At 69.5% G+C, this 12,207-nt stretch carries 9 protein-coding genes; 6 read left to right on the forward strand and 3 right to left on the reverse strand.

The genetic code is table 11. The features are described from left to right. The first annotated feature begins 87 nt into the window (after nt 1–87). From ACWFR3_RS40805 to ACWFR3_RS40830, 6 genes are all read left to right on the forward strand, one after another. A complete protein-coding gene (locus tag ACWFR3_RS40805; RefSeq protein WP_453739774.1) occupies nt 88–1,386 on the forward strand; it encodes an extracellular solute-binding protein in 1,299 nt (432 codons plus the stop codon). A gap of 6 nt (nt 1,387–1,392) precedes the next feature. Beyond that, nucleotides 1,393–2,382, forward strand: a complete 990-nt coding sequence (locus tag ACWFR3_RS40810; RefSeq protein WP_453739775.1) for a carbohydrate ABC transporter permease — start codon at nt 1,393–1,395, stop codon at nt 2,380–2,382. Beyond that, entirely contained in the window at nt 2,379–3,224 is an 846-nt protein-coding gene (locus ACWFR3_RS40815; RefSeq protein ID WP_453739776.1) for a carbohydrate ABC transporter permease, read from the forward strand. Before ACWFR3_RS40810 ends, ACWFR3_RS40815 begins: the two co-directional genes overlap by 4 nt. A gap of 112 nt (nt 3,225–3,336) precedes the next feature. Then, on the forward strand, nt 3,337–5,622 hold the full coding sequence (locus ACWFR3_RS40820; protein WP_453739777.1) for a glycoside hydrolase family 3 N-terminal domain-containing protein: 2,286 nt from the start codon (nt 3,337–3,339) through the stop codon (nt 5,620–5,622). Between the two features lie 491 nt (nt 5,623–6,113). Further along, a complete protein-coding gene (locus ACWFR3_RS40825) occupies nt 6,114–7,079 on the forward strand; it encodes a glycoside hydrolase family 6 protein (protein ID WP_453739778.1) in 966 nt (321 codons plus the stop codon). 119 nt (nt 7,080–7,198) lie between these two features. Then, on the forward strand, nt 7,199–8,491 hold the full coding sequence (locus tag ACWFR3_RS40830; protein ID WP_453739779.1) for a glycoside hydrolase family 6 protein: 1,293 nt from the start codon (nt 7,199–7,201) through the stop codon (nt 8,489–8,491). A gap of 91 nt (nt 8,492–8,582) precedes the next feature. On the opposite strand, the gene ACWFR3_RS40835 is transcribed toward ACWFR3_RS40830, so the two are convergent. The 3 genes from ACWFR3_RS40835 to ACWFR3_RS40845 all read right to left on the reverse strand — a co-directional run bounded on the left by ACWFR3_RS40835 (nt 8,583) and on the right by ACWFR3_RS40845 (nt 12,144). Next, nucleotides 8,583–9,980: a GH1 family beta-glucosidase gene (locus tag ACWFR3_RS40835; RefSeq protein ID WP_453739780.1), complete on the reverse strand. Its 1,398-nt coding sequence runs from the start codon at nt 9,978–9,980 to the stop codon at nt 8,583–8,585. Between the two features lie 226 nt (nt 9,981–10,206). Next, a complete protein-coding gene (locus ACWFR3_RS40840; RefSeq protein WP_453739781.1) occupies nt 10,207–11,127 on the reverse strand; it encodes a carbohydrate ABC transporter permease in 921 nt (306 codons plus the stop codon). Between the two features lie 15 nt (nt 11,128–11,142). Next, nucleotides 11,143–12,144: a carbohydrate ABC transporter permease gene (locus ACWFR3_RS40845; RefSeq protein ID WP_453739782.1), complete on the reverse strand. Its 1,002-nt coding sequence runs from the start codon at nt 12,142–12,144 to the stop codon at nt 11,143–11,145. Between the last annotated feature and the right edge of the window lie 63 nt (nt 12,145–12,207).

The raw sequence follows: 12,207 nt of genomic DNA on the forward strand, positions 1-12,207 counted from the left end.
GTTAAGGCCGTTGACACCCCCGTCTTGTGTCCGTAACTTCCGTGGCCATCTACCGATAGTTTTCGGATCACTTCCGGAAGGTGCGTCATGTCAGCCTCCGATTTCTCCCGCCGACGCTTCCTCGGCGCTGCCTCTGCCGCCGGTCTCGGGGCGGCCGCGCTGACCGCCTGCGGCGGCTCCGACTCCGGCGGCGGGAAGGACAGTTCGGGCCGGACCGTCGTGGAATGGTGGAACATCCAGACCACCGAGCCGTCCAAGACCGTCTGGCCCGAGCGGGCGAAGGCGTTCGAGGCCGAGAACCCCGACGTGCGGATCAAGCTCGTCACGCTGGAGAACGACGCCTACAAGTCGAAGATGACGGCGCTGACCAGCTCCGGAAAACTTCCGGACATCTACCACACCTGGGGCGGCGGCGTCCTGCGGCAGCAGGTCGACGCAGGCCTGGTCGAGGACCTCACCCCGTCCATCGAGCCATGGGCCGACACGCTCGTGCCCGCCTCGGTCAAGGCCTACCAGTTCGACAGCAAGACGTACGCGGTGCCCTTCGACATCGGCGCCGTGGGCTTCTGGTACAACAAGGCGCTCTTCAGGAAGGCCGGCATCAGCGCCCCGCCCACCACCTGGAACGACTACCTGGACACGGTCAGGAAGCTGAAGGCCTCGGGCATCACACCGATCGCCCTCGCGGGCAAGGAGAAATGGCCCGGCATGTACTTCTGGGCGTATCTGTCGATGCGGATCGCCGGGGTCGAGGGCATGCAGAAGGCCGCCGACGCCAAGGACTTCACCGGCGACGACTTCGTCAAGGCGGGCGAGCACCTGGAGGACCTGGTGGCGCTGAAGCCGTTCCAGAAGGGCTTCCTCGGCGATGCCTACTCCACCCCCACCGGAGAGGCCGCCGCCATGGGCAACGGCAAGGCGGCCATGGAACTGATGGGCCAGTGGGCACCCGTCGTGCAGGCCGACGCGGGCAAGGGCATCGGCAAGGACCTCGGCTTCTTCGCCTTTCCCTCGGTGGCCGGCGGCAAGGGCGCGCTCACCGACGTGTTCGGCGGAGGCGGCGGCTACGCGGTCCGCAAGGGCGCGCCGAAGGCCGCCACGGACTTCCTGAAGTTCTTCATGACCGCCAAGTCCGACCGCATCCTGGTCTCCAAGGCCGACACGATCCCCGTCGTCAAGGACGCCACCGGCGCTTTGACCGACCCCAACCTCACGGCGGTCTCCGACATGCTCGGCAAGTCCACCGGCTTCCAGCTCTACCTCGACCAGGCCTACCCGCCGGCCGTCGGCCAGGAGGTCAACGACTCCGTCGCCGCCCTCATCGCCGGCTCCAAGTCCCCCGATCAGGTCGCCCGGTCCATCACCCAGGTCGCCAAGAGCCAGTAACAGAAGATGACTTCGACATACGTAAAGGACGCAGCCGAAGCCGTCACCGAGCCGTCGCGGCCCGGCCCCGCCAACCGGCGTCCCCTCGCCCGGCGCGTCACCGACTGGCTGACGGCCGTCTCCTTCACCCTGCCCGCCCTCGTCCTGTTCGGCGCGCTCGTGCTCGCCCCGATCCTGTACGCGCTCTACGTCAGCCTCTTCAACTGGGGCGGATTCGGCTCCCCTTCGGACTACACGGGACTGGACAACTACAGCCGCCTCGCCAAGGACCCGGTCTTCCTCGGCGACCTGTGGCGCGGCCTGCTCCTCGTCGGCTTCTCGGTGCTCGTGCAACTGCCGTTCGCGCTCGCCATGGCGGTCCTGCTCAACCAGAAGCTGCGCGGCCGGGCCGTCTACCGGATGCTGTTCTTCGCCCCGTACGTCCTGTCCGAGGTGATCACCGGCGTCCTGTTCTCCATGATCTTCGCGCCGGATGCCGGGCTCGCCGACAAGGTGCTCGGCGCGGTCGGCCTCGACGGGCTCGGCGGGCTGTGGTTCGCCGACCAGTCCACGGTCATGCCGACCCTGTTCCTCGTGATGACCTGGAAGTACTTCGGCTTCCACATGATGCTCTACCTGGCAGGCCTCCAAGGCATCCCCGCCGAACTGCACGAGGCAGCCCGCATCGACGGCGCCGGCGCCTGGCAGCGCTTCCGCTACATCACCCTGCCCCTGCTCGGACCCACCGTCCGCATCAGCGCGTTCCTGTCCGTCATCGGCGCCATCCAGCTGTTCGACCTGGTGTGGGTGATATCGCAGGGCGGCCCCGACCACGCCTCCGAGACGATGGCCATCACCCTGTTCCAGTTCGGGTTCAAGCGCTACGAGATCGGTTACGCCAGCGCGATCAGCATCGCGCTGTTCCTCATCAGCCTCGTCTTCGCCCTCGCCTACCAGCGCTTCGTGCTGCGCCGGGACACCGAAGGAGCCCTCACGAACATGCGAGCCACCCGATGACCGCGCCCGGCGTGCCGGGACGCCGCCGCTTCGGCAAAGCACCCCTGTACGCAATCGTGTGGCTGGTCGGCATCGGCATGGTGACACCGCTGCTGTACGCCCTCGTATCCGGCTTCAAATCCACCGACCAGCTGTCGAGCAACCCCTTCGGCCTGCCCTCGCCCTGGGTGACCTCCAACTACACGGACATCCTCGCCTCGGGCCCCTTCTGGCGGATGCTCGGCGCGTCCACCCTGGTCGCCGTCGGGACGACCCTGTTGACGGTGGGGGCCGCGGCCCTCGCCGCGTTCTCCCTGGCCCGATTCGCCTACCGCGGGCGAGAGGTGCTCTTCACGCTCTTCACGATGGGGCTGATGTTCCCCTTCGCCGTGGCGATCCTGCCGCTGTTCATCCTGCTGCGCACCTTCGGACTCCTCGACAACCCGTGGGGCGTGATCCTGCCGCAGGCCGCGTTCGGGCTCCCCATCACCATCGTCATCCTGCGCGGCTTCTTCCGGCAGATCCCCGGCGAACTGGAGGAGGCAGCCACCCTCGACGGGTGCACCCCCTTCGGCTTCTTCTGGCGCATCCTGCTGCCGATGGCACGCCCGGCACTCGGCACCGTCTCCGTCCTCGCCGTGGTCAGCAGCTGGAACAACTTCCTGCTGCCGCTGCTCGTGTTCAGCAACGAGACCTGGTGGACCATCCCCGTCGGCGTCCAGCAGTTCCAGGGCCAGTACGCCACCGACATCGCCCGCGTCTTCGCCTACCTCGTCCTGGCCATGGTGCCCGCGCTCGCCTTCTACGCCGTCGCCGAACGGCAGCTGGTCGGCGGCATCACGGTGGGCGCGACCAAGGGCTGACACCACAGCCAAGCGCTGACACCGCAACCACGGGCTGACACCGCACCGCCGCACACACCGCACCGCCAGGCCCCGCCACCACCGCCTGCATACACCGCACTTGAGGAGTTCCATGGTCAAGCCCTGGCAGGACACCACCCTGCCCGCCAAGGTCCGGGCGGCGGACCTGCTCGCCCGGATGACCACCGAGGAGAAGACGGCCCAGTTGTCCAGCGTGTGGCTGGGGGCCGACATCGACACCGACAGCGCCGCCGTCGCGCCGGGGCAGCACGCGTACGTCGCCGAGAGCGCGGTCCTCGACGCCCTGCTGCCACACGGCCTGGGCCATCTGACCCGGCCCTTCGGCACCGTCCCCCTTGAGCCCGCGGTGGGCGCGGCACGCCTGGCGGACCTGCAGCGCCGTATCCGTTCCGCGAACCGCTTCGGGCTGCCCGCGCTCGCCCACGAGGAGTGCCTGACCGGCTTCGGCGCCTGGCAGGCCACGATCTTCCCGACGCCGCTCGCCTGGGGCGCCACCTTCGACCCGGCCCTGATCACCGAGATGGCCCAGTCCATCGGCACATCGATGCGCACGGTCGGCATCCACCAGGGCCTCGCCCCGGTCCTCGACGTCGTCCGCGACCCCCGCTGGGGCCGCACCGAGGAGTCCATCGGCGAGGACCCCTACCTGGTCGGCACCATCGGCAGCGCCTACGTGCGCGGCCTGGAGGCCGCAGGGATCGTCGCCACCCTCAAGCACTTCGCCGGGTACTCGGCCTCGCGCGGCGCCCGCAACCACGCGCCCGCCTCCATCGGACCGCGCGAACTCTCGGACATCTTCCTGCCCCCGTTCGAGATGGCGCTGCGCGAAGGCGGCGCCCGCTCCGTGATGGCCTCCTACAACGACATCGACGGACTTCCCGGACACGCCCACACCGGCCTGCTCACCCACCTCCTGCGCGACACATGGCAGTTCACCGGCACGGTCGTCGCCGACTACTTCGGCATCGCGTTCCTGGAGTCCGCCCACCAGGTGGCCGCGACGGAGGGGGACGCCGCGCGGCTCGCCCTCGCGGCCGGCGTCGACATAGAACTGCCCGCCGCGCGCTGCCTGCCCGAGGCCGACCACCTTCCCGAGGACCTGATCGACCGCGCCGCACTGCGCGTCCTCACGCAAAAGTGCGAGCTGGGCCTGCTGGACCGGGACCGGGAGCCGGTCATGGGATCTACGGGATCCAGTGGATCTACTGGATCTACGGGATCTACGGGAGACGCCGAAGACGCACTCATCGACCTGAACCCCCCTCAGATGCGTGACCTGGCGCGGGCTGTGGCGCAGGAGTCGGTCGTCCTGCTCGCCAACGACGCGGGGCTGCTGCCGCTGGCCGCCGACGGGCTGCGCATCGCCCTGACCGGCCCCCTCGCCCACGAACAGGCCGCCATGCTCGGCTGCTACACGTTCCCCCGGCACGTCGGCGTCAACCACCCGGAACTTCCCGCGGGCGTCGACGTCCCCACGCTCGCCGAGGCGCTCCGCGCCGAACTGCCCAGCGCACTCTTCGTCGACGACCCGGCGCAGGCCGACATCTGCCTCGCCGTGGTCGGCGACCGCTCCGGCCTCTTCGGACGCGGCTCGTCCGGCGAGGGATGCGACACCGAGGACCTTGAACTGCCGTACGGCCAGGGCGCGTTGCTGGACGAGGTGTTCGACACCGGGACACCGGCCGTCCTCATCGTCCTCAGCGGGCGGCCCTACGCACTCGGCCGCTGGGCCGACCGGGCCGCCGCCGTCGTCCAGGCCTTCTTCCCGGGGCAGGAAGGCGGCGCCGCCGTCGCCGGAGTCCTGTCGGGACGGGTCGAGCCGTCGGGGCGCCTTCCCGTCGGCGTGCCGCGCGGCCCCGGCGGCCAGCCCGCCCCCTATCTCGCGCCGCCGCTCGGCCGCCGCGGCGACCCCAGCAACGTGGACCCCACCGCCCTCTACCCGTTCGGGCACGGCCTGTCCTACACCACGTTCGCCTGGGACGCCCCGGAGTTCGACACCCCCGAACTGCCCACCGACGGCGAGATCACCCTGCGCCTCACCGTCCACAACACCGGTGAGCGACCCGGCACCGAGGTGGTCCAGCTCTACCTCCACGACCCGGTCGGCACCGTGGCACGCCCCGAGGTCCGGCTCGTCGGCTACGCCCGCGTCCCGCTCGATGCCGGGGCGTCCGCCGAGGTCCACGCCACGTTCCCGGCGGACCTCGCCGCGTACACCGGAGCCGACGGCCGCCGCGTCGTGGACCCGGGCGCCCTCGAACTACGTGTCTCCGCGTCCAGCGAACGCGTCCACCACACCGTGCCGCTCACCCTGACGGGTGCGGAACGGGAGGTCGGGCACGAGCGGCGGCTGCGGTGCGAGATACGCGTCAAGTGACGCGCAAAAACAGCGCGCGCATGTTCAACCAGCGTTCTCCAACCATGAGTTGAGGTGTATCCCCATGCGTACACTTGCTCCCCGCACCCCTGCCCGTGGCCCAACAGGCCTACTGGTAGAGGCAGGTGACCAAGGCCTGCCTCGCGTCCGCCGCTGCATCGGCATCACGCCGTGGGGCTACTCCGACCGCCACTCGTGGACTCCATCGGTCTTCGAGGGCCGGGGCGCGGCACTGCCCGTCCGCCGCAGGGACTGCTTTCCGTCACTTGACGCGAAGGTGACCGAGAACTCTTGACACGTTCCGTCCCTCGCCAACACGATGCCCCCATACCCAAGGGCTTCGGACGCATGTGGGGGCCGCTTCCGGTTGGGAGCGCTCCCATGCTTGTCCGACCACAACGGTTTCGCACCTCGCACTTCCTCAGCGCACCGCACGCACACCTTCAGATCGATGCGCGTGCGGTGCGTCCCCCGTCAGGAAGAGGTTCCCCATGTTCAGATACCGACGTGCCCTGCTCTCGCTGCTGCTCGCCTTCCCGCTCGCGCTGGCAACCCCCGGACTCGCCCACGCCGACAGTCCGGTGGCGATGACCAGCGGGTTCTACGTCGACCCCTACTCCGCCCCCGCGGCGTGGGCCGCCGCCAACCCCGGTGACGGCCGCGCCGCCGCGATCAGGGACAACATCGCGGCCAAACCGATGGCCCGTTGGTTCGGCAACTGGAGCGGCACCATCGGCACGGCCACGGGTGCGTTCGTCGGTGCGGCGGATGCCGTGGACAAGCTGCCGGTCCTGGTCGCCTACAACATCCCCAACCGCGACATCTGCGGCGGGCACTCGGGCGGCGGCGCGGGCTCGGCAGACGCGTACAAGACGTGGATCGCCGCCTTCGCCAGCGGCATCGGCAGCCGTCCGGCCGTCGTCATCCTGGAGCCGGACGCCCTGGGGGACACGAGTTGCATGACATCTGGGCAGATCGCCGAGCGCAACGCGCTGCTCAACAACGCCATCGACCAGTTCAACCAGAAGGCACCCAACACCTGGGTCTACCTGGACGCCGGCAACCCGGCCTGGCTGGCGGCCCCCACGATGGCGCAGCACCTGGCCGACGCGGGAGTGCGCAAGGCCCACGGCTTCTCGCTGAACGTCTCGAACTACCTGACCACCGGCGAGAACACCGCGTACGGCAACGCGATCAACGCGAAGCTGAGCTCGTCCTACGGCTACACCAAGCCCTACGCCATCGACACCAGCCGCAACGGATACGGCTCCAACGGCGCATGGTGCAACCCGGCAGGCCGCAAGCTCGGCACCCCGACCCAGCTCGGTGGCGGAGCCGAAATGCTGCTGTGGGTCAAGACGCCCGGTGAATCCGACGGCAACTGCGGCGTGGGCGCCGGTTCGGTGGCCGGCCAGTTCCTTCCCGAGGTCGCCTACAAGATGATCTACGGCTACTGACATCCCCGTCCGGGTTGCCGCCCCCTCTCTGTTTGCTCCCGTGGCCGTGCCCGTCGACATCCCGTCTTTGTCTCTGCCCCGCCCCGTTCCTGTCCCCGTTCGTCCGACCAGGAGCACCCATGAGATCCGCTTTCCGGCCCATCAGACGCATGTCCCTGCTCGCCTCGGCCGCCCTGCTGACCTGCGCGGCGGCGCCGGCCGCACAGGCGCAGGGGGAACCCGCCGAACAGGCTCGACAGAAGGTGATCACCCCGACCACGCGCTTCTACGTCGACCCGCACAGCAAGGCCGCCGAGCAGGCGGTGACCGACCTCCGCAAGGGGGACCGGGCCAACGCCCTGAACATGGCCAAGCTGGCCGGCCAGCCGCAGGCCGAGTGGTTCACCGAAGGCACGCCCGCCCAGGTCAGAAAGGAGGTGCGCAAGCTCGTCCACGCCGCCTCGGTCACCCGGCGTGTGCCGGTCCTCGTCGCATACAACGTCCCCGGCCGCGACTGCAGCCTCTACTCCGGAGGTGGAGCCGCCTCCTCGGCCGCGTACCGTCAGTGGATCGACGCCTTCGCCGACGGCATCGGCAACCGCAAAGCCGCCGTCGTCCTGGAGCCCGACGGCCTTGCGGCCCTCCCCAAGGACTGCGCCGGCGACATCGACCCCACCGGCGAACTCACCGCCCACCGCATGGCGGACCTCGCCTACGCCGTACGCACCCTGAAAAGCGAGCCGAACACCGCGGTATATCTCGACGCGGGCAACAGTCAGTGGAAGTCGGTCGGTGACATCACGCAGCGGCTCCTGGACGCCGGCCTCGAGCAGAGCGACGGCTTTGCCCTCAACGTGTCCAACTACCAGCCCACCGACCAGACTTCGCGCTACGGAACCTGGATAGCCAAGTGCGCGTGGTACGCCACCAAGGGACCGGAGTCGGGCCGCGGCCACGCCGACTGGTGCGCCAGTCAGTACTACTCGCCCGCCGCTCCCAACGACGGCGCCCCGGGCAACTCCGTCTCCCCCACCGACCCATCGACCTGGCACTGGACCGACGCCTGGTTCGACCAGAACACGGGCGGCGCCTCGACCGATGAACTGGCCCGCTTCGTGGTGGACACCAGCCGCAACGGCCTTGGCTCCTGGACGCCGCCCCCGGGCAAGTACACCGGCGACCCGGAGACATGGTGCAACCCACCCGGTCGCGGCATGGGACCTCGCCCCACCGCCAGTACCAAGGTCCCGCTCGTCGACGCCTACCTGTACGTGAAGACCATCGGCGAATCCGACGGCAGCTGCACACGCAACACCGGCGGCACCATCGACCCCGAGTACGGCATCGTCGATCCGGCCGCCGGCGTCTGGTGGCCCGAACAGGCCCACACCCTCGCCCACAACGCCGTACCCGGTCTGGAATTCCCCCGGTAACTCCCGGCAACCCGCGGGTCGGGGAGATCGTCCGTGGTGTCGAGGAGGTGGGCCGCACGTGGCTGACGCGGTCATGAAGACCGCGGGGTGCTCACACCGGCAGCGTCCCCGTCGCGGCCACCTTCGCATACCAGTGGGCGCTGGCCTTGGGGGTACGGGTGCCGGTCGGGTAGTCGACGTGGACCATGCCGAAACGCTTGCTGTAGCCGTAGCCCCACTCGAAGTTGTCCAGCAGTGACCACAGGAAGTAGCCGCCGACGTCCACTCCGGCGGCCATCGCCCGGTGCACGGCGGCCAGGTGATCGCGGACGTAGGCGACGCGTTCCGGGTCGCTGATGCTGCCATCGGGGCCCGCGTAGTCGTGGAACGCGGCACCGTTCTCGGTGATCACCAGGGGCAGGCGGGGGTGCTCGCCGCCCAGGCGGACCAGGAGTTCCTCGAGGCCCGAGGCATCGATCGTCCAGCCCATCGCGGTCTTGTCGCCGGGCGTGGGGTGAAAGGCGACGCGGTCCGCGCCCACCCAGGGGCTGTGCGCACTGGCGCCGTGGCCGTCGTTGCCGTGCGCCGGGTCGCCCTCGGAAACGAGGGTCGGCGAGTAGTAGTTGACGCCCAGGAAGTCCAGCGGTTGGTGGATGTCGCCCAGATCGCCGTCCTCGACGAAGGACCAGTCGGTCAGCGGCGCGGTGTCCTTCAGCAGGTCCTCGGGATAGTCGCCCCGCAGCATCGGGCCGGTGAAGACCCGGTTGGCCAGCGCGTCGATGCGCCTGGCGGCGTCCGCGTCCCCTTCCGCGTCGGTCAGCGGGCGCACGTGGTGCACGTTGAGCGTCACCGAGATCTCTGCGGACGGGCGCAGTTCCGAGCGCAGCGCCTGCACGGCGAGACCGTGGCCCAGGTTGAGGTGGTGGGCCGCGCGCAGGGCGGCGACCGGCTCGGTGCGGCCCGGGGCGTGCACGCCGGATCCGTAGCCCAAAAAGGCGCTGCACCAGGGCTCGTTGAGGGTGGTCCAGGTGTCGATGTGGTCGCCCAGGCCCTCGGCGGCCAGCGCGGCGTAGTGGGCGAACCGCTCGGCGGTCTCCCGGGCCGGCCAGCCGCCCAGGTCCTCCAGGTGCTGCGGCAGGTCCCAGTGGTAGAGCGTCGCCACCGGTTTGATGCCCTTCTCGCGCAGCGCGTCGGCCAGGCGCCGGTAGAAGTCGAGGCCCTTCTGCAGGGCCGGACCGCGGCCGGTCGGCTGGATGCGGGGCCAGGCGAGCGAGAAGCGGTACGCCTTGACGCCCAGGCCGGCCATGATGTCGACGTCTTCGGCCCAGCGGTGGTAGTGGTCGCAGGCGATGTCGCCGGTGTCGCCGTTGAGGACCTTTCCGGGGGTACGCGCGTAGGTGTCCCAGATGGACGCGGTGCGACCGTCCTCGCGGGCGGCTCCCTCGATCTGGTAGGCGGCGGTCGCCGTGCCCCACAGGAAGTCGGCGGGGAACGTGAGCGCGGATGACATAGAGGTGCTCCTCCGGGAAGAACAGACAGTAGTGAAAAGGGAGTTGCGAGAGAGGACGGACGGGCGGGCGCCGTGCAGCACGGCGGGCCGGGCCTCTTCACACACGGGTGCGGCTCGGCGCTCGCACGCGACAGCGCGGCGGCTCAGTCCTCGACGCGGTCGTGCGGCGAAACAGACCCTGCCGCGGGGGCACGGCGAATCAACCCTGGCGCGGTGGTGCCGCGCATCACCCCTTGACGGCGCCCTGCATGATGCCGCCGACGATCTGCCGGCCGAAGACCACGAACATGGCAAGGAGCGGCAGCGTGCCGAGCAGCGCCCCCGCCATGATCAGGGATTGGTCGCGGACGTAACCCGCGCTCAGCTGCGTGAGCGCCACGGGCACGGTCGGGTTGGTCATGTCCAGGGCGATGAACGGCCAGAAGAAGTCGTTCCAGGCATGGACGAACGTGATCATGAAGATCACGGCCATGGGGGCACGGGCGATGGGCAGCACGATGGACCAGAAGATGCGCAGCGAGTGCGCTCCGTCGACCCGGCCGGCCTCGACGAGCTCGTCGGGCAGCGACTCGGCGAAATACTGCCGCATGAAGAACACGCCGACCGCGCTGACCAGCGTCGGGAAGATGACCGACGGCAACTGCTGGCCCCAGCCGAGGTCGCTCATCATCATGAACAGCGGGACCACGCCCAGCTGCGGGGGCACCATCATCGTGCCGATGACAACCATGAGGAGTGCGTTGCGGCCCTTGAAGCGGAGCTTGGCGAAGGCGAATCCGGCCAGGGTCGCGAAGAGCACGGTGGACAGCGAGATGACGCCGGCCACGATCAGCGAGTTCAGCATCGCCTTGCCCATGGCGGCCTCGGTCCAGGCCCGGGAAAGGTTGGTGAAGAGGTTGGGCCCCGGCAGGAAGGGTGGCGGGGTCTGCGAGATCCGGCTGCTGTCGGTGGAGGCCGCCACCAGCGTCCAGTACAGCGGGAAGAGCGAGACCAGGGCGGTGAATCCGAGCAAGACGTAGGCGAGAGGTCCCGCGTGGTGCTGTTTGCCCGCGCGCTGCCTCAGACGCCTGCGACGGGCGGGGGCGGAGCGTTCGACGGCGCTGCGGCCTGCGGCTCCGGTCCGGACCGGAGCGGTGTCGGTGGTCATGGCGTGACTCCCCGGTCAGTGCGTGCGGTTACGCAGGCGTGAGATGACGCGCTGCAGGACGAAGACGAGGACGAGCAGCAGGAACATCGCCCAGGCCACGGTGGCCGCGCGGCCCATCTGGTAGTTCTTCCAGCCCTCTTCGTAGAGCAGCAGGCCAAGGGTCTGGTACTGGTTGTCGATGCCGCCGGTGACGCCGTTGGGGCCCTGGCCGAAGATCAGTGGTTCGCCGAAGAGCTGGGTGGCTCCGATCGTCGAGAGGACGATGGTGAACACGATCGTCGCCTTGATGCCGGGGACCGTGACGGTGCAAAACTGCTGCCAGCGGTTGGCCCCGTCGATGGCAGCGGCCTCGTAACGCTCCAGCGGCACGGCCTGCATGGCAGCCAGATAGAGCAGGGCGTTGTAGCCGGTCCACCGCCAGATCACGATCGCGGAGATGGCGGTCTGGGAGGCCCCGGTGGAGTTCTCCCAGTCGACGGGATCGATGCCCACCAGGCCGAGACCCCAGTTGATCATGCCGAAGTCGCGCTGGAACAGCATCGTGAAGACGAGCGCGGCGGCGCCGACCGAGGTGGCGTAGGGGGTGAGGGCGGCGACCCGGAAGAAGGTCGAGCCGCGCATCCGGTAGTTGAGCAGATGGGCCAGGCCCAGGGCCATCAGCAGCTGCGGGACCGTGGAGATGACACCGATGGTGATGGTGTTGCGCAGGGCGTTCCAGAACCGCTCGTCGCCGATCAGCGCCGTGTAGTTGTCCAGGCCCTGCCACTGCATGACGTCGAAGGTGGACAGCTCGACCTGGTGGAGGGAGATCCAGGCGGTGTAGATCAGCGGGTAGAAGCTGAACGCGGCGAAGATGACGAAGAAGGGGGCGATGAACGCGTACGGCGCGCCCTTCACGTCGAGGCGGTGCAGCAGCGGAATCTTCGAACGGGCCTTGCTGGGGCCGTCCGGACGCGCGGGCTCGCCGTGCGTCGGCGGCGGCTCGGCGGACGAGCCGAGCTGGGTGGAGGCAGCCACCGGAGTCCTTCCGTCGAGCGGGGTGGGGGCGGGGGCGGTCGGCGGACTCCGGCCGCACCCGCT

Source organism: Streptomyces sp. NPDC055189, from assembly GCF_053606765.1.